Here is an 18,072-nt window from a genome sequence, read left to right on the forward strand (position 1 = left end):
ATCGACGCCGCGACCCGGACCCACCCGAGCCAGCCCACCCCCACCGTGGCGGCGATGACCAGCAAGATCACCGGAGCCCTGTACGCCGCGTGAGGGGACCCGCCCAGGGAACCGATTGCCCGAGCAGCCGCCAGCAGCCCTCGGGCAGGTCCGTCGAGGCCAGGGGCGCCACACCGGGACGGGTCCCGCAGATCGAACGCTATGAACAAGGAGATTTCTGATGGAACACAACAACAGCGGCTTTACCGAAGCAGGGCTGCGCAGAGTACGCGACGTGCTGGCCCGCCATGTCGAGTCCGGAAAGATTCCCGGGGTCGTCGCCCTGGTCAGCCGGGCCGGCCAGACCCACGTCGAAGCGCTCGGGACGATGCGCGCCGACGGTGACGCGCCGATGCGCCGGGACACGATCTTCCGGATGGCGTCGGTATCCAAGCCGGTCACGATGGCGGCGGCGATGATCCTGCTCGACGAATGCCGTCTGCGGCTCGACGACCCGGTCGATCCGTGGCTGCCCGAACTGGCCGACCGTCAGGTACTGCGCCGGGCCGACGGGCCGCTGGAGGACACCGTGCCCGCGCAGCGACCGATCACCGTACGGGACCTGCTGACCTCCACATTCGGGCTCGGAGTGGATCTCACGCTCATGGGATCCCCGATCATGGACGCGGTTCTCGACCGGGCCAACTACAGCGGGGAAGCCGCATCGGCGCCCGAGCCGGACAAGTGGATGAGCCGCCTGGGCGAGCTGCCACTGGCCTACCAGCCCGGACAGCGGTGGCAGTACGAACTCAGCCACGATGTCCTCGCCGTGCTCGTCGCCCGGGTCTCGGGTCAGTCGTTCGAAACGTTTCTGCGCGAACGCGTCTTCGAACCGCTGGGGATGACCGACACCGGCTTCCACGTGCCCGCCGCCAAGATCGACCGGCTGCCGCCCAGCTACGCCCCCGACCCGCAGACCGGCGAGTTCATCGTGTGGGACGAGGCCGCGGGCGGAAAGTTCAGCGCGCCTCCGGTATTCCAGCACGGCGGCGGCGGGCTGGTCTCCACCGTCGACGACTACCACGCCTACTTCCAGATGCTGCTCAACCACGGGATGCACGGCACCGAACGGATCCTGTCCCGGCCCGCCGTCGAGCTGATGACCACCAACCGCCTCACCCCCGAACAGAATGCCGCCCGAAATACGCTGGCCAAGAACAACGTCCATGTGTCGTTCGGTCAAGGGCAGCACGGTGGCTGGGGCTTCGGAATGGCGGTACGCACCTACCGCGGCGACTACGCTCCCATCGGCCAGTACGGTTGGGACGGCGGCACCGGCACATCCGCCTACGCCGACCCCAGCAACCAACTCACCGGAATCCTGCTGACCCAGGTCGGGTTGTCGACCCCGGATCCGGCATGGCTCATCCACGACTTCTGGACCACGCTCTACCAGGCCCTCGACGCCTGACCAGGTCCCGACCCCGTTCGCCTCAGGCCGGGTCGCCCGAAGGTGAGATCACCTCAGGCGACCCGACCTGAGCAATCCAGACAACAGATTCATCAGCCGACGAGCTGAACAGAGCACCCGGGGCCTGCACGCGGGGGTAGTGGTGCATGCCCAGCCCCGGCGCTAGCGTCGAAAGACGCTGTGGAACACGCCAGTTCGAGTTCACCTGAACATTAGCGCCGGATCTCGGGCATCTGCACCACTACCCCCGGGCTCGGCAAACTCCGGGTCCTCACGACTAATACCGACTACTTGAAAGCGGTTCCTGCCAGTCCGCAACCCCGATTTCTCGCAGATGCTCCTCAACCCCGACCAGTTGGCCGCTATTTCCCTGCCCGTGATCACGGCTGGCCAGTGGCGAACGCCTGTACGGCGTCGCCGAACTCCGGGCCGCCCACGATGTATCCGCCGACGGTTCCACCGATCAGCACACCCGCGGGGATGCTGATCCCCCATATCAGGGGCAGACACGCCCCGAGGAGTCCGCCCACGATGGCACCGCCGACGACGCCGGGCAGGTTCTTGTCGATCTGCTCCTTGAGCCGGTCGTAGGAGCTGATGTCCTTCAGTTGCGCGATATCTTCTGCCGTCGGGGTCGGTGTCAGCGTAAGGGTGCGACCGTCCGCACCGATGTGCCGCGCAATCGGGATCGAACGCCCGTCGACGGCGAACCGCTGCGGTATTTCGGTCACCGCCGCTCCGTCGCCGGACTCGAGCACCACCGCACCGTTCTGCGCGATCTCGAACTTGCCATTCTCGACGGTGGCGATAACGACCCTGTCGACTGGCGAAACGGTGATCTGGTAGTTGATTCCGTGATCCATACCGGAAGTCGCGTCCCCCGCAGTCACCGCAGTCGGCTGCTCAGCGACGGCCAGCTCTGCATGGGCGGTTGCCGCAGTGACACCCACGGCCGAGATGGCCATGAAAACAGCAGCAGTGATCTTCTCGAACTTCATTCTTCGAATCCCTCCACTCAGCTGCCCCAGATGGGCGGACCGAGTCAGACCTTAGGCGTCGAATCCAGCGGTGTGCGGTACGCCACACACAGTTCGAAGTCACTGCACTTCCGTCTCCAATGCGACCGGTTGGACAGCAGCACGGCGCGCATGCAGTGCGACAGCCCTACCCCCTACGTAATCCCGTTTTCCGGCTGCGCACCGGGACCAGCGGCTGCGGGGGTTCCGGTAGTGCGTCAGCCAGAACCACGCCGGTGCGTTGGTCTGGCCATTGCACCATCCCTGTGACGGGTTCCAGCCGACGGCGCCACACGGCTTCCGATAGCACAATTGTCTGTTCGACAACCGATTCTGTTGCCTTATCGGTGGTCAGAAACCTGATGTGCGCAGTTCTGCCCTTCCTCCTGCGGGGGATCAGTGATCGACGAGAGTGTCGACCTGCTGTCCAGTGGGATTCAAGATGAAGACCCCCGCGCGCAGCTCGACCGAACGGGCCCGAATCTCATCGACATCCCGCCGACCCCATCGGGTCTCGGTCGACCACATCAGCGCGGTGATCGTGTCTATCTGCGGCAGGTTCGCACCGGTCAGGTCCGCGCCGCGCAGATCCGTGCGGATCAGCTTTGCGGCGGTCAGATGCGCGCCGGTCAGGTTTGCGGCGGTCAGGTTTGCGCTGGTCAGATTCGCTTCGGTCAGGTTCGCATCGTGCAGGTCCGCGTCGTGCTGTTCGACCTGGCGGTCGGTGTGCATCGGACTGATCTGGCCGCGGTATGTCCGCAGAATTTCGCTGACTTGGTCGCGGTGTTCGCAGGCGGCGCGGTCGGCCATGGTGTGGGCGGCGGTAATTGCGCGGGAGTACTCCATATCGCGTTGCTCAAGTTGATAGTGGTGTTCGGTGGCCTGGTCGTCGAGCCGCTGTCGCAGGGTTGCGATCTCGTCGGCGGCGATCGTGGAGTTGGCGGCTGCGGCATCCCGTTCGCCTTCGGCATGGGCTTGTGCTGCGCGGGCAGCGTCGAGGTGTCCGCGCATTTCTTTCAGGACCGCTTCGGCCTCCTCGTAGACCCGGTCTCGATCGACTTCTGCTTCGGCGATGCGCTCTTGTGCGTCGGCGGCGGATTGTGCGGCAAGGGCTTTGGCGTCCTCGGCTTCCTGGATGGCTTCGTCGGCGCCAAGGCCAGCTCCTCGAGTTCGACCGAGCGTTCGAGCCGGCGCGCCATGATCGTGGCCGCTTTCTCCGCGTCGGCGCGAGCCTGTTCGGCGGCGGCGATGCGGACAGTCGCGTCTCGTCGAATCTCGGCGATCTCGCGGTCGATGACCGCAGGGTCGGTGACCTCGGCGATCAATTCACCGGCGTCGATGAGCATGGCTGCCACTTCTGCGCGGGTCAGCTCGATGCGGTCGACCAGATCGGCGAGGGCATTCATGCCGTCGGTGACCGGACGCGACGGGCGCTGCTCGACGCGTTTGACGGTCTTGTCGTCGGCTTTGCGCTTGCGGCGCAGGGCTTTCTGGGCGGTGTGGTCGGGGTTGTCGCAGTATTTGCGCGGTGCGCCCGGTCTGCCGCTGGTCGGGACGGCGGTGTCGCATGTGCCCCCGTTGTCCAAGGGGTACTGGCATCGCGCCGGGGTGTCGGTGGTGGTGCGTGGGTTGACGGCTTTCAGCATCATGGAATTCCGTTTCATTCCATTTCATTTCATTCCGACGCTGCGGTGATGAAATGAATCCTGGTGGGCAGGTGGAGTACTCGGAGCAGCTGGTTCAGGCGACGGTGCGCAGCATCGCGGCGCGGGCGCGTGGCAGCCTGTTGGCGATGATTTGGGCGGCTGCGGCGCTGGCGCGGCGGTCGTTGTGGCCGTAGCGGGCGTCGCTGGTGTTGACCGATTTGTGTCCGGCTTCGCGGGACACGACGAACAGCGGGACGCCGTCCTGGAGCTTCCAGGAGATTCCGGTGTGGCGCAGGGTGTAGGGGGTGAGGCGTTTGTGGCGCATGGAGGCGATCGCGTCGGCGAACTGCTCGAGCAGATCCTCCGGATCCGCGCCTTTCCATTGGGCGTTGGGGCCGAACGGTTCGAGGTTGCCGTCGGCGAGGGCGCGCAGGCGGCGTATGGCGGGTATCCAGGCTTTGGCGTAGAAGTAGCCCGCGCTGATCGGGGTGTCGTTGCTGGTGTGGACCAGCAACTCGTCACCGGGGCGGTCGAGGTCGAAGCGCTCGAGGGTTTCCAGAGGAACCGTAACGGTGCGAATGCCGCGTGAGGACTTCGGTTTTCCCAGCTTCATCTCACCGCCGAGGTACTTCCACGCCTTGTTGATGCGCACATCACCGGTCCGCTTGTCGATATCGCGGATCCGGATGGCGGTGACCTCGCTGGGCCGGGCCATCGAGACCAGGTTGAACTCAGCGTGCGGGCGCCACCGCGGCGGCATCAACTGCTCGAAGAGCTCCCATTCGTCGTTGTCGAAGATGTCGAGCTCCGGCGCGTCGTGGCGCGGCAGCCGGATACCCGGGCACGGGTTGTAGGGGATCAACGGTGACGGTCGTTCGGCCACCGCCGCGTTCAAACCCGCGGAGAGGAATCCGTGTTTGTTGTGAATGGTTTTCGCGCCATTGCCCTTGTCCTGTTCCAGGTGCACGATCCAGGCCGCGTCCAGATCTCCTGGTTGAACGCGGTGAGCGGCAGCGACGAGCCGAAGAACGGTTCGATATCGACATCGATGTAGCGGATGTAGCCGGCACGGGTGCGTTCCTCGATACCGGTCAGCCGCGCGGTGTACTTGCGCAACCACTCCACCAGCGTCATGCAGCCGACAGCAGTGCCGAGCTGGATCTCCCGGATCCGGCGCGCCTCGGCGACCCCGACCACCTCGGCCAGCTCACACCAGCGCACCGCGGCCTCGAAATCGTCGAAGGTCTCCGACGTCAAGCGTCGACGACCGGTCTCGTCGTAGTAGTGGAACGGAACCTGCCAGGCAATCGACCCGTTGCGGCGGGGTCGCGGGCGGGGTGTGAGCATGAAGCCTCCAGAGCCCGTGGGTGCCCTGAGAAGCCGTTGAGACCGCAAGCGGTGACGTGGTGACACATGTGGTGACATACACGTCTACACCAGGGTAGCTCACCCTACTGACCTGGTGTTTTCCTGGAGCGGATGACGGGATTCGAACCCGCGACCCTCACCTTGGCAAGGTGATGCGCTACCAGCTGCGCTACATCCGCATGCGCTTCGTTGTGGGGCCGGAGGGCCGCAACGTTGCGCGTCCAGAACTGTAGTCCGTCATCACGTCTAAAGGAAAATCGGACATTCGTCGTGGTGATCAGGGAATGCGGTGGTCTGTGTGGGTGGTGAACGAGGAGGCATGATCGGCGGCCCATTCTGTGTAGCTGCGGGGTGCGCGGCCGAGGACCTGCCGGACATCGTCGGTGAGCGTGGCGTTGCCTCCGGCGCGGACGTAGGCTTGGCCGCGAGTGCCCCGTCGGCGAATTCCGGGGACATGCCTGACGAGATCATGTGTTCGCGCGCAACGTCCTCCGGCACGTCGACTACGTCCAGCGGCTGGCCGAGAACTGTCGCCAGCGTGGCGACCTGGTCCGCGCACGTGAGCAGTGTGGGGCCGGTGAGGGTGTAGGTGTGTCCGGAGTGGCCGGCTGTCACCAACGCCTCGACGGCTACCGCGGCGACGTCGCGCGGATCGATGACGCCCTGGCTGCCGGTACCGGTGAGATTCGGCACCGGCTGGCTTAATCGGATGGCGTCGGCCCAGCTCAGCGTGTTGGAGGCAAAGCTCGATGGCCGCAGGATCGTCCATTCGAGACCGCTTTCTCTGGCCGCCTGCTCGCCGGGCATATGCCAGGTGCCGACGCGGCCGAGTTCCGGCTCTCCGGTGCCGATGGCGGAAAGTTTGACGATCCGGCGCACGCCCGCGTCGCGAGCCGTGCGGACCAGGGCACGATCGGTTTCGGCATCGTCGGGGCCGAGGACACCGACGAGGAAGGCCGCGTCCGCGCCGGTCATCGCGGCGGCCATCGAGCCGAGGTCGCGGTAATCGCCCCGGATCACCTCGACTCCGGCCGGCACCCGCACCCGTTCCGGATTCCGCGTCACCGCGCGCACCCGCACTGCACGTGCGGCCAGCTGACGGACGATTTCACTGCCGATGGTGCCGGTGGCACCGGTGATGACGATCATGAGAAGAGCGTGCCGCCGGCGCCGCCCGGCTCGATAGGAGATTTCGGCACGGCTTCGGCCGCTGTATCCGGCTGTGGGCTGCTTACAGTGGGTCGGGTGACCATGCAGGTAGACCTGACCGAATCGGTGGTGCCCGCACCGGAATCGCTGCGTCCGTGGATCACCGAGCTGGGACGCTACCCCACCGTCACCGACGCGTCCCTACCGTACGCACACGTACCGCACGCCGGGACGACGATCGTATTGCGCGCCGCCGACCGCCCCGACGCCCTCGTGCTCGGTCCGCGGACCCGCGCCTCCTACTCCAAAGCCGATAAACCCGCTGGCTGCGCCCGCCTCCGGTTGGCCCCCGGCACCACCCGCCAGTTGCTCGGCGTCGCCGCCGTTGATCTCGCAGATCGCGTTGTCCGCCTCGCCGACCTCCCCGGTGTCGCCGCCGAGTTGGCACACGAACTCGCCACGCTGCCAACGGAAGAAGTGCTGCCTTTCCTGGAAGCGGTTCTCCCACAACGTATCTCCGAAGACACGACACAGCGCTTCCACCGCGAACTACTCCGCGATGCGGTTGCCGCCATATCCGCGAAGCCGACGGTCCACGAACTCGCCACCGACCTCGCGGTCAGCGAACGCCAACTCCGCAATCTGTTCACCAGCGGAATCGGTGTCTCTCCAAAGCATTTCGCCCGCATCGGGCGCGTGCGCCGGATCCTCGTCGAGGCGAGTGATATGGCGGTGTCATTGGCCGACGTTGCCGCCGTCCACGGCTACTACGACCAATCCCACATGTCGGCGGACTTCAAAGCTCTGATGGGTGTACCACCGGCCAAGTTCTTCCAGGGACAATTGCCGGCGCCAACCCCGTGTCGGTCAGCTCAGTGAGATTTCCGTTGTGCGCGACGACGAGCCATCTCTTCCCGCTCGAGCGCCATGGCTTCGGCCAGCGTGGGCGCGCCGCCGCCGAGCCGAGCCGGAACCCATGGCGCGCCTTCGGGCATCGGGTAGCCGGTTTGCGCCGCTTCGAGCAATTCCCCCATCCGGGCACGGATTTCGGCGGTCAGGCCGTCGGTCGGTTCGGCGGGCGGGATCGGATCGCCGATGCGGATATTGATCGGAAAACGATGGCGGCCCAGTTGTTTCGGGAATCCCTTGGTCCAGATGCGGTGCGCGCCCCAGATGACGATCGGGATGATCGGCACATCCGCGTCGATCGCCATGCGGGCCGCGCCGGATTTGAATTCCTCGAGTTCGAAGCTGCGGCTGATCGTCGCCTCCGGATAGACCACGACCAGTTCGCCTTCCCGCAACGCTTCGAGGGCACGTCGAAATGACGCCGCTCCGGCCTCGCGATCGACGCCGATTGCCTTGCAGTGCTTCATGAGAAACCCGACGATGCCGTGCTCTAGTTCGGCCTTCATCATGTAGCGGACATTGCGCCGCGAATTGCGCCCGACCAGCCCGACCTCCATGAAGTCCAGGTAGGCGGTGTGATTTACGGCGAGTACGGCGCCACCGGCGCGCGGGATCCGGTCCTGGCCGGTGATATCGATGCGCAGACCCTGCACCGCGAACATCGTTCGAACCAAACCGGTGAGAATGTCGTAGACCGGTTCCCGCGACATAGCTTTCCCCTACAACGAATCCTCGGCCGCCCGGCGGGCCGCCTTCTCCTTGGCTTCGGCGGCATCCATGGCATCGGCTTCTTCGAGGGTAGGCGCACTGCCGCCCAAACGTGCCGGCACCCAATACGCACCGGGCTCGTGCACGTAGTCCTGCTGCAGATCCAGCAGCATGGATTGCATGGTGCTGCGGAGTTGGGCGGTGAGATCGGCGGCGGGTTCATAGGGTTGGATCGGTGCGCCGACGGCGATGGAGATCGGAGTGTTGGTGCGGCCCAGACGCTTCGGGAAGCCCTTGGTCCACACACGCTGGGCGCCCCAGACGACGATCGGGATGATCGGCACATCCGCTTCGATCGCCATGCGCGCGGCACCGGATTTGAATTCCTTGATCTCGAAGCTGCGGCTGATGGTCGCCTCCGGATAGACGCCGACCAACTCACCCTTGCGGAGGTATTCGACCGCCGCCAGGTAGGACTCGGTCCCCGCGGACCGATCCACCGGAATGTGCTTGAGCGCCCGCATGATCGGGCCGGAGATGTTGTTGTCGAACACCTCCTTTTTGGCCATGAAGCGGATGTACCGCTTGGGGGTGCGCACCGGTAGACCCGCGTACGTGAAGTCCATGTAGCCGGTGTGGTTCACCGCGAGGACAGCACCACCGCGCGCCGGAATATGTTCAGCGCCCTTGACGCTGAACTTCAAACCTTCGACGAAGAAGACGGTACGGGCGAGCCCGATTATCGTCCGGTAGACGGGTTCCACAATTCCGCTAGCGTAGTCGCTGACTGTCCCATCCGGCAGAGCCGCCGCGACCGCGCGCGTCTGACCCGTCGCTCAACGTCTACGAAAGAGGACCCCCGAAGTGGAACGCGCCCGCCCGATACCGCGTGAACGCGACTGGCAGGACCCGCGCAAACGCGAACGGAGAGGGCTGATGGCCAGCATGGGTGGTCTGGTGCTGACCGGCACCGTCCTGCTCAGCGGTTGTGACTCCGTATCCGGCATCCCCGGCGACGAGCCGAAGCAAACGTCGGCACCGACCGGCAAAACACCGGCCGCCGCGATGCCGACCACAACCACGAAGGTCGTGGCGCAGGCGTTCGCGATACCTGTCGGTGAGGTTCCCGGCCTGTCCGGCGCGGCGGATGTCGCGGCCCGCTTCGGCGCCGTCCTGGCGGGCTCGACGCCCACCGAATTGCGATCCAAATGCTGGATGTTGGCTCCGGGCAATGTAACCGATATGGCCACCGAGCAGAAGGCGATCCTCAGCGCCCTCGCACAGCCGGCTACCACCACACAGCACACCGTCACCTGGCAGAACGCGGGCACGACCGTCACCTTCGATCGAACAGAAGTGATGGCGGCAACGAAGGATTCATCCCAGATCGTCTGCCCGTGGGTGGCCCAAGACGGTACCGAGGCCGGACCCAACGAAGCCGATGCCAGGCATACCGTGCGTCGCTATCTGGCCCGCTTCGTCGGCACCCCGCTCGATCCCGCGGATAAAGAGGGCAACTACCCGCTGGTCTGCAAGGCGACCCCGGCGAACTGGGATCCCAACGGCACCGGCAGTCCGACAGCTCCGCCGCTGGCCAACAACCCGGGCAGGCTGACCGGAGCCACGAAATTCACCGATCAGGAGATCCGCTCGGAGCGGCTGCGCGCGGCCTACGTCACAGTCGAGGTTCCGGTCACGAACTCCTCGGGTGTGACGCAGACCCGAACCTTCACCCTGACCGAGGGCACCGAGGGCTACTGCATCGGCGACGTTTCTTCCTAACCACTACCCTGGGTGGCTGGTAACGGTCAGGAGGAGCAGCTCGTGCAGATCACCAGCGTCGGACACGCCGGATTCCATATCCGCACCGCGGCCGGGTCGATCCTTTGCGATCCCTGGGTCAATCCCGCGTACTTCGGTTCGTGGTTCCCGTTTCCGGACAACACCCAGTTGGACTGGGACGAGCTGGGCAATTGCGATTTCCTGTACGTCTCGCATCTGCACCGCGACCACTTCGACGCGGCGAATCTGGCCGAACACGTCAACAAGGACGCGACCGTGCTGCTGCCGGACTATCCGGTGCCGGATCTGAAGCGGGAACTGGAGAAGCTCGGCTTCCACAAGTTCTTCGAGACCGAGGATTCGGTCAAACATCGGGTGCGTGGTCCGGGCGGCGAGATCGACATCATGATCATCGCGCTGCGCGCACCCGCCGACGGACCGATCGGCGACTCCGGTCTCGTCGTCTCCGACGGCGAGACCACCTGTTTCAATATGAACGATGCCCGTCCGGTGGATATGGATGTGCTGCACGCCGCGTTCGGGCATATCGATATCCACCTGCTCCAGTACTCGGGCGCGATCTGGTATCCGATGGTCTACGACATTCCATCGCGGACCAAGTCGAATTTCGGAAAGCAGAAGCGTCAACGCGGAATGGACCGGGCGCGCAGCTATATCGAGCAGGTCGGCGCCACCTGGGTGGTGCCGTCGGCCGGACCGCCGGTATTCCTCGACGACGAGTTGCGCTACTTGAATGACGATCGCGGCGACGAGGGCAATATCTTCCCGGATCAGATGGTGTTCCTGGAACAGATGAAAATCCACGGCAACGAGGGCGGAATCCTGATGATTCCGGGTTCGGTTGCCGATGTGCGCGGCGCCGAACTGTCGTTGATCCATCCGTTCGAGCCGGGCCTGATCTATGACAACAAGGCCGAATACATCGAGCTGATGGCGCAGCGTCTGGCGCCGGTGCTGGCCGCCGAAAAAGCTTCGTGGTCAACGGATGACGCACCGGTGCTGGAACCGCTGCGGGCGCTGTTCGAGCCGATCATGAAGCAGAGCGATCTGATCTGCGACGGGATCGGCTATCCGGTCGGGCTGGTTATCGGTGACGAAACCGTGGTGCTGGACTTCCCCGAGCGCGTGGTGCGCGAACCGATCGAAGGTGAGGGCAAGTACCGCTACGGTTTCCGGATCCCGCCGGAGCTGGTGCGTACCGTGCTGCGCGACGAAGAGCCGGACTGGGTGAACACCATCTTTTTGTCCACTCGATTCCAGGCCTGGCGCATCGGCGGCTACAACGAATTCCTGTACACCTTCTTCAAATGCCTCACCGATGAGCGGATCGCCTACGCGGACGGTTGGTTCGCCGAGGCGCACGACGATACCGCGTCAACGGAATTGGCCGGCTGGGAGGTCCAGCGCCGCTGCCCACACCTGAAGGCGGATCTGTCGAAATTCGGCGTAGTCGACGGAAATACCCTCACCTGCAATTTGCACGGGTGGCAGTGGGATCTGGAATCCGGTCGATGCAAAACCTCCAAGGGGCATGAGCTGCGCTCGCGCAAGCTCGTCTGAATCCCCGGGGGCCTTGTGCCGACTGTCGGTTGGTTCTGAGATCAGCGGCAATCCGACCGCTTCTTTGCTGGTGGTGCCCTGCCGTGCGCTCCTAGAATCAGGAGCGTCGGGGAATATCGACGAACTCGACGATCCGCGAGTCAGATCCGCGCGACGACTCGCCGGAAGAAGGCACCATGATCACCAGCAAGGCGCGCGGCAACGGCACGCGCCGACTACTCGCGAATATCGCGCTAATTGGAGCGGCGACGGCGGTTCCGATGATGGCAGTGGCGGCTCCCGCCATGGCAATGCCGACGCCCGCACCCGGCGTAGTCCAGACTGATCGCTCGGCGTGCGACGACGGCTACGGCAACCGGTGGACCGACGACGGCAGACCGTGGGGCGGCTACGGCTACGGCAACCAGTGCGGCGGCTACAGCCGCGGCCCAGGCGGCTTCGGTGACGGCTTCGGCGGCCCAGGCGGCTTCGGTGACGGCTTCGGCGGCCCAGGCGGCTTCGGTGACGGCTTCGGCGGCCCAGGCGGCTTCGGTGACGGCTTCGGCGGTCCAGGCGGCTTCGGCGGCGGCTTCGGCGGTCCAGGCGGCTTCGGCGGCGGCTTCGGCGGCCCAGGCGGCTTCGGCGGCGGTTCGAGCCAGGGGTTGTTCCCTCCGGGCTTGTTCGGCAGCAGCTGACCAAACGAATCCCAGCGTCGCGACATAGATCTCTCGGCGATGTCGACCAGTGCGGTGACGTCACCAAGCGCCCCGTGACCGGGCACATGCAGTCGAGCGAGGCCGCGCACCTGCTGGTGACGGCCTACCTTGCGCTCCTGGAATCAGGAGCGTCGGGAATAGCAACGAACTCGACGATCGGCGAGTCGGATCCGCGCGACGACTCGCCGGAAGAAGGCACCATGATCACCGACAAGGCGCGCAGCAACGGCGCGCGCCGACTACTCGCGAATGTCGCACTGGTTGGAGTGACGATGACGGCTCCGATGATGGCAGTGACCGCTCCCGCCACAGCAATGCCGACTCTTGGACCCGGTGTAGCACAGACTGATTGCGATTTCGACTATGGCCTCGACTTCGACTACGGCTACAGCAACCAGTGGATCGACGCCAGCAAACCGTGGAAGTTCCATGGCAACCCGTGGAAGTTCCACGGCAACCCATGGAACGGCTTCGGCAACCAGGGGTGCGGTTTCGGCAACCTCTGGTTGTTCCCTCCGGGCTGGTTCGGCAGCAGCTAGGGCCGATCGCCGTGCGGGGAGACCAGCCCGGGATACAAACGGGCTATTACGGTGCGGGAATCGTCCACGTCAGCGCTCGGGCCATAGCTCGCGTACCAATGCAATGGGTCGATGCGCGAGCCTGACGGAACTCGAGGACGGGGCGGCCTCGCGGACAGTGGCGGTGACCCGTGTGGTTCGGGTCTGCCGAAGCGCGGATGCTGGGATCAGGTTCATGAACGAGTGGCGACGACGACGGCAACGAAGGTCATCGCACAGCCGATGACGGCGGTCGGAGAGAGTCCGGCGCCGGTCGGGGTGAGGAGGTCGAGGCTGATCGAGGCAAGGAGTTGGCCTGCTACCGAGGTCAGGCCGAGGAGCAGGACACCGATCCAGCGGACGGTGATGGCGGCAAGGGCAATGAAAGCGACGCCGATGAGTCCGCCTAGGTAGAGCCATGGCTCGCTCGGAAATTCGGCGGGCAATCCGGTGCCGGCCAGGATGCAGGTCTCGATCGCGAACAGGGCCGCGGTGCCGATGGCGAAGTTCACCAGGGTCGCGGAGAACGGGCCGCCGACCGCGCCGACGCGACCGTTGACCGCCTGCTGCCAGGCCAATCCGATTCCAGCCAGCGCGGGCAACAGGATCAGCACAGCGGTGGGTCCGGTGCGCAGCCACTCGGGCACCGCCGCGGAACCGACCGGCGCACCGGACCGTCCCGCCGCCGCGAGGACCACCGCGACCATGGCCAGCGCCGCGCCGCCGATGCGTGCAACCGTGACCGGAGTGCGGCCGTGCGGCGCCAACCCGAGCCGGTCCACCACCAGACTGCTCAGCAGTTGACCGCCGACCGCGGCGACGGTGAAGGCCGTGACGCCGATCGCCGCGATGGCAAGCCCTTGGCTCGCGACGAAGAAGGCACCACAGAGCCCACCCAACAACTGCACCGGCCGTAGCTCGCCACCGGCCACCGCCCGCCGCACCCGAATCAGCCCGTCCCGCAACCGCCGACTGACCGCAAATGCGATCACCAACACCACCAGTCCGAGTCCGAAACTGATGCAGGCAGCCGCGATCCCATCCTGTAGCCGCGACCCCAACGCCCCATTGATCCGGCCCTGCACCGCCACCCCGACCCCGATGCAGAACCCGAAGGCCAACCCCACCTTCGCCCGCGCCACCATCCCCGCACCGTACCGCCACACCCACAACTCCCGATCGAGTCACAAGAGACCGCGCCCGATCCCGCCGCCCGCACCAGGATGCGCCTCGAACGCATCTCATGCGCGGAATATGCACCCCGTCAACCACACCGCGTTCGCCGAAGGAGCGGGCGGCAGTACCAACCAACCGGATCAGACACCGTCGCCGATGACCGCGGCGCGGAACACGGGCCACTGCGTCGACCGTCTTGGCACGACACGGCAACCCGACGTAGCTCTGGATACGACCGGGCCGAGCCGATATGCGAGACCGCCATTCGGCTGCACTGCGGTGTGCGGCGCGAGCGCACTGGCAGCGGCGCAGCGGTGGACACCGTGCCGCGAGCGCACTCCGCCGCTCAGCGACTCGTAGCGCGAAACCGGTCGCAGACAATCCACCGAACGCCACCGCGCGAGCAGTGCGACTGGCCACATCATTCGGGACGGATCCCGGAGGCTGTCGATTACCCGGCGCGCAGGGTGGTGTGGGCGGCGTAGGTGTCGTGGCGCGCGTAGGTGCGGTCACCGCCGTTGCGAGCGATGGAACCGCGGACCAGGCGGGCACGGAGGCGGGCGCCGAGTCGTTCATTGAGGCGGGTGGCGCCAGGGATGAGCTGGCGGGGAACTTCCATCGCGCCGTTGACCACGGCGGTGGCCATGACGGCAATCTGGAAGAATTTGCTGTTCTCCAGGCCGAGGAAGTCGGAGTTGGTCGGGCCGAGGACGATTCGGCTGTAGGCGACCATATAGCTGGTGATCACCCGGCGGATGCGGCGCTGGACTACGGTGTCGGTGCCGATGAACAGGCCGCCAGCAGCCGGGACCAGGGCCTGCGCCAGGCGCCGGGAGTCATCGTCGGGGATGAATTCGGTATCGGCGAGAATCCAGAAGGCGCGCCAGGTATCGGTTTCATTGGTCGGCAGAATTTCGGCGTCGATGCCGAGCAGGAAGCCGACATAACGCCAGAGCTGGAATACGGCATCCTTCTCCTGCGTCGAAAAGCGCAGGCCGAGCGCCTGCGCGCCAACCAGATTCGCCATCGAGAACAGGCCGAGCGTGCCGACGGTGAGCACCTGGTTCACCGGATGGTCCCAGGCTTCGTAATCCCAATCGGGGCGTCGATTCATGCCCGCGCGGACCAGAGCGTGCATCAATCGCACCCGCAGCACACTCTGGTAGCCGACCTGGTTGCGTCGCAGCCCACCCGGAGTCGTGACGTCCAGCCACCACTGGGTGGTTTCGGCGAGGCGGCGCGGTGCCATGGCGTCGAGGTCACCGGTGCCGACCAGGGTCTTATCCGCACGGGCGGCGAGATACCCGCCCATCAGCGCGAACATGCCCATCGCGATGCCACCCCAGACGCTGGTGCGTTCCACGACCCGCGCGCCGCGGTCGATTTTGGTGCGATCCAGCCAGTACGGGTCCGCCTCGACCTGATCGAAGAATGCGGTCAACTCCGCGGGTGCATCCGGCACCGCGGCGATACCGCGCTCCACGGCGATCTCGAACATCCGACGGCCCTCGCCGACGGGCAGCCGCTTGAACATCGCGACCACATCGTCGGCAAGCGGATCCCCGACCTGCGCGAACCGGCGGAACGAATCGCGCTGCGCCGCGGTGCAGCGCAGATCACCGGGCGCCATGACCGGCACCGCGTACCGGAACGGGAACTCCGTGAACAGCGGCGGAGTGGGCAGCAGCTGGTTGTCATGCGTCATCGCATTTCACCCATCGGAAGAGAGGTTCGCGCCCGGCCAGGCCGAGCACATTCTGACAAGACCGTCTCACAAATTCACATATCTGGCAAGGTCCTATGCCAGAATGGAGTGCGATGGCTACTACCTCGCGGTCCTACGGCGGCATACCGATCGAACAGCGTCGCGCCCGTCGCCGCGCCGCGCTGCTGGACGCCGCGCTGGAGATCATCGGAACCTCGGGATTCGCCAAACTCACCGTCTCCGGACTGTCCACTCAGGCCAAGCTCTCCGAGCGCTATTACTACGAGAGCTTCCGCGACCTCGACACGGTGTTCAGCGAGTTGTTCGAGCGCATCGTCGACGAAATCGGCCAAGCCGTGGTCGCCGCATTCATGGGGACCGATGCCGATATCCGCGCCAAGACCCGAGCCGCCATCGCCGCCGCCGTCGACCTGATCGCCGACGATCCGCGCAAGGCCCGCATCGTCACCGTCGAGGCACAACTGAATCCGGCGCTGCTCATGCGTCGAGCCGAGGTGATGCGCTCGTTCGCGGGCATCATGCTGGCGGTCTGTGCCGAGGAGATCGGTGCCGATATCGTGCAAGGCGCCGGTGACCAGGCCGAATTCGCCGCCACCCATCTGCTCGGCGGCCTCTGGGAGACCACCAACAGCTGGCTGGCGGGCACCCTGCCGATCTCTCGCGACAGCCTGATCGACCGCTCCACCGATCAATTCCTGCTGACCGCAACCCACCTGATCGAATCAACGCTCAACTGACGAACAGGCGACGGTGCCGGGCCCCACATGGCAGCGGTATCAGCAGACGACAGCGCAGCGACCTACCGATCGGACACACGGCGCGGTAGCGAGGACGGAATCAGCAGGGCGATCGCAAGCATTGATGCGCCCAGCAGTGCGACCGTCGTCGACATCGACAGCCACAAGGTGGCGATTGCGGCGAAACCGAAAACCGCCAGCGCGACGACCTCCGCGGCGAGTCCGGACACCGACGTGACCGTCGCACGCGCAGGACCTTCGATGGCATCCTGCAACCGAGCCCCCGCCACGACACTGGCATTGTAAACGATGCCGTAGGAGGCGCCGATCGCCGTAAACCCCACGCCAGCAAGCACATACACCGCACCCGGCCAGCGGACGGCGAGACCGGCGACCAGTGCACCGCCGATGAACAGCACACCACCCAGACCCACCGCGACCGCCATGGTGCGCGCCGACATGCCCTCGGTGCGCCCGGCCGATACCGAACCCACCAGCGAACCGACCACCGTAATACCGACCAGCACCGGCACCACCGCCGTCGCCACCCCGACCTCCGCGGCGAGCAATGCGAAGTACTCGTCGAAGGCGGTAATCCCCAACAGCAGCGCCCCCAGTGCCACGCCATTACGCACGGCGCGCACCCGGATCGCCTCACCCACACCGGTGCGGAGCATGTTCAGATACGTCGCGAACGGCCGTGCGTCCGTCGATATCGACGCAGACATCTCGACAATGTCCGGCCCCACATGGTCACCGGTACGGCGAGAATGTGGTCCTCGTGCTCGGTCGAGTCCGATATCACCGTCCACGCTCGACTCCCGCGCCACTACACCGACCGTCTCGCCCGTCAGGCCAACCGCCGCTCGAGCTGTCTCGGCCGATCCCGCCGAATCATCGTCATCTTCCAGATCCTCGACCGCCGCGGCCGACACCGCCTTCGGCGCGCTCGGCAAGGAGAGTCCGACCAGGGTGTGCGCTGCCGCGAAAGCCACGCTGCACCAGCCGAGCAAGGGATAGCCGCCCCAGATATACAGCGGTGTCGCCCCGAGGATGGCGATCACGATCGCGGCTTCCGATGCCGCCCTGGCATATCCGATGATGCGCGGATAGGCCCGCTGCTCGTTCCGGGCGACGAGTTCGTCGTAGAGCAATGCCTCGAACGTCCCCGACACCAGCGCGCCGGAAGTACCCCACAACACGAACCCGATCGCGAAACCGAGGTAGGTCGGCAGCACGGTCCAGCACGCGAAACCGGCGGTCAGCAGCACACCACTCATGACGAGCAGTCCTCGCCGCGACACCGTATCGGCCCAGGCACCCGATGGCACCTCGAGCAGGAACGCGGTCGCCGACCACATGGCCAGCAGCGACGAGATCTGTCCGGTGCTCAATCCATGATCGGCAAACAACACCGCGTACAGCGCATACAGCGGAATCAGATCACCGATGCCCTTGAAGAGCACCGCCCGCACGGTGAGCGCGCGCAAACCGATCCCGCCGGTCAGTGACCTATCGGCTCAATAGCCGTAAATAATCAAACGCATACTGTCAGCCTGGCGACCTGTCCCC

Annotated in this window: 18 protein-coding genes and 1 tRNA gene; 7 read left to right on the plus strand and 12 right to left on the minus strand. The window is 65.6% G+C overall.

Annotation, left to right across the window (positions count from 1 at the left end; translation table 11 throughout):
• Positions 1-220: 220 nt before the first annotated feature.
• Entirely contained in the window at positions 221-1,450 is a 1,230-nt protein-coding gene (locus AB0L58_RS30555) for a serine hydrolase domain-containing protein (RefSeq protein ID WP_364391965.1), read from the plus strand.
• A 380-nt stretch (positions 1,451-1,830) separates the two neighbouring features.
• Here the strand turns inward: AB0L58_RS30555 and AB0L58_RS30560 are convergent, their stop codons facing one another.
• From AB0L58_RS30560 to AB0L58_RS30590, 7 genes are all read right to left on the minus strand, one after another.
• A complete protein-coding gene (locus tag AB0L58_RS30560; protein ID WP_364391967.1) occupies positions 1,831-2,448 on the minus strand; it encodes a hypothetical protein in 618 nt (205 codons plus the stop codon).
• Positions 2,449-2,862: 414 nt separating this feature from the next.
• On the minus strand, positions 2,863-3,477 hold the full coding sequence (locus AB0L58_RS30565) for a pentapeptide repeat-containing protein (protein ID WP_364391970.1): 615 nt from the start codon (positions 3,475-3,477) through the stop codon (positions 2,863-2,865).
• Positions 3,478-3,482: 5 nt separating this feature from the next.
• A complete protein-coding gene (locus AB0L58_RS30570; protein WP_364391972.1) occupies positions 3,483-4,130 on the minus strand; it encodes a hypothetical protein in 648 nt (215 codons plus the stop codon).
• Positions 4,131-4,206: 76 nt separating this feature from the next.
• Complete coding sequence (locus tag AB0L58_RS30575) at positions 4,207-5,079, minus strand: tyrosine-type recombinase/integrase (protein WP_364391974.1); 873 nt, start codon at positions 5,077-5,079, stop codon at positions 4,207-4,209.
• Positions 5,004-5,459 carry a hypothetical protein gene (locus tag AB0L58_RS30580; protein ID WP_364391976.1) on the minus strand — a complete coding sequence of 152 codons (456 nt, stop codon included), beginning with the start codon at positions 5,457-5,459 and terminating at the stop codon, positions 5,004-5,006. The genes AB0L58_RS30575 and AB0L58_RS30580 overlap by 76 nt, the downstream gene beginning before the upstream one ends.
• 124 nt (positions 5,460-5,583) lie before the next feature.
• A tRNA-Gly gene (locus AB0L58_RS30585) sits at positions 5,584-5,659 on the minus strand.
• 67 nt (positions 5,660-5,726) lie between these two features.
• Complete coding sequence (locus tag AB0L58_RS30590; RefSeq protein WP_364391978.1) at positions 5,727-6,629, minus strand: NAD(P)H-binding protein; 903 nt, start codon at positions 6,627-6,629, stop codon at positions 5,727-5,729.
• A gap of 102 nt (positions 6,630-6,731) precedes the next feature.
• On the opposite strand from AB0L58_RS30590, the gene AB0L58_RS30595 reads away from it, so the two are divergent.
• Positions 6,732-7,508 carry a helix-turn-helix domain-containing protein gene (locus AB0L58_RS30595; RefSeq protein ID WP_364392315.1) on the plus strand — a complete coding sequence of 259 codons (777 nt, stop codon included), beginning with the start codon at positions 6,732-6,734 and terminating at the stop codon, positions 7,506-7,508.
• Here AB0L58_RS30595 and AB0L58_RS30600 read toward each other — a convergent pair.
• Entirely contained in the window at positions 7,502-8,248 is a 747-nt protein-coding gene (locus AB0L58_RS30600) for a lysophospholipid acyltransferase family protein (protein ID WP_364391980.1), read from the minus strand. The genes AB0L58_RS30595 and AB0L58_RS30600 overlap by 7 nt on opposite strands.
• Positions 8,249-8,257: 9 nt before the next feature.
• The gene (locus AB0L58_RS30605; protein WP_364391983.1) at positions 8,258-9,010 is read right to left on the minus strand and encodes a lysophospholipid acyltransferase family protein; all 753 of its coding nucleotides are present in this window, start codon (positions 9,008-9,010) and stop codon (positions 8,258-8,260) included.
• 172 nt (positions 9,011-9,182) lie between these two features.
• On the opposite strand from AB0L58_RS30605, the gene AB0L58_RS30610 reads away from it, so the two are divergent.
• The 4 genes from AB0L58_RS30610 to AB0L58_RS30625 all read left to right on the plus strand — a co-directional run bounded on the left by AB0L58_RS30610 (position 9,183) and on the right by AB0L58_RS30625 (position 12,843).
• Positions 9,183-10,028, plus strand: coding sequence for a hypothetical protein (locus AB0L58_RS30610; protein WP_364391985.1), 846 nt, complete (start codon positions 9,183-9,185; stop codon positions 10,026-10,028).
• 42 nt (positions 10,029-10,070) lie between these two features.
• Positions 10,071-11,609 (plus strand): Rieske 2Fe-2S domain-containing protein, encoded by a 1,539-nt coding sequence (locus tag AB0L58_RS30615; protein WP_364391988.1) that lies wholly within the window; start codon positions 10,071-10,073, stop codon positions 11,607-11,609.
• 176 nt (positions 11,610-11,785) lie between these two features.
• Positions 11,786-12,283, plus strand: a complete 498-nt coding sequence (locus AB0L58_RS30620; RefSeq protein ID WP_364391990.1) for a hypothetical protein — start codon at positions 11,786-11,788, stop codon at positions 12,281-12,283.
• A 221-nt stretch (positions 12,284-12,504) separates the two neighbouring features.
• On the plus strand, positions 12,505-12,843 hold the full coding sequence (locus AB0L58_RS30625) for a hypothetical protein (RefSeq protein ID WP_364391993.1): 339 nt from the start codon (positions 12,505-12,507) through the stop codon (positions 12,841-12,843).
• A gap of 212 nt (positions 12,844-13,055) precedes the next feature.
• On the opposite strand, the gene AB0L58_RS30630 is transcribed toward AB0L58_RS30625, so the two are convergent.
• Positions 13,056-14,006 carry a DMT family transporter gene (locus AB0L58_RS30630; RefSeq protein WP_364391995.1) on the minus strand — a complete coding sequence of 317 codons (951 nt, stop codon included), beginning with the start codon at positions 14,004-14,006 and terminating at the stop codon, positions 13,056-13,058.
• Between the two features lie 482 nt (positions 14,007-14,488).
• Positions 14,489-15,742 carry an oxygenase MpaB family protein gene (locus AB0L58_RS30635; protein WP_364391997.1) on the minus strand — a complete coding sequence of 418 codons (1,254 nt, stop codon included), beginning with the start codon at positions 15,740-15,742 and terminating at the stop codon, positions 14,489-14,491.
• A 113-nt stretch (positions 15,743-15,855) separates the two neighbouring features.
• Between AB0L58_RS30635 and AB0L58_RS30640 the strand changes: the two genes are divergently transcribed.
• On the plus strand, positions 15,856-16,500 hold the full coding sequence (locus AB0L58_RS30640; RefSeq protein WP_364392000.1) for a TetR/AcrR family transcriptional regulator: 645 nt from the start codon (positions 15,856-15,858) through the stop codon (positions 16,498-16,500).
• 62 nt (positions 16,501-16,562) lie between these two features.
• On the opposite strand, the gene AB0L58_RS30645 is transcribed toward AB0L58_RS30640, so the two are convergent.
• Complete coding sequence (locus AB0L58_RS30645; protein WP_364392003.1) at positions 16,563-17,990, minus strand: MFS transporter; 1,428 nt, start codon at positions 17,988-17,990, stop codon at positions 16,563-16,565.
• Between the last annotated feature and the right edge of the window lie 82 nt (positions 17,991-18,072).

The organism is Nocardia sp. NPDC052112 (assembly GCF_040680135.1).
In the GTDB taxonomy this organism is placed as follows: Bacteria; Actinomycetota; Actinomycetes; order Mycobacteriales; family Mycobacteriaceae; genus Nocardia.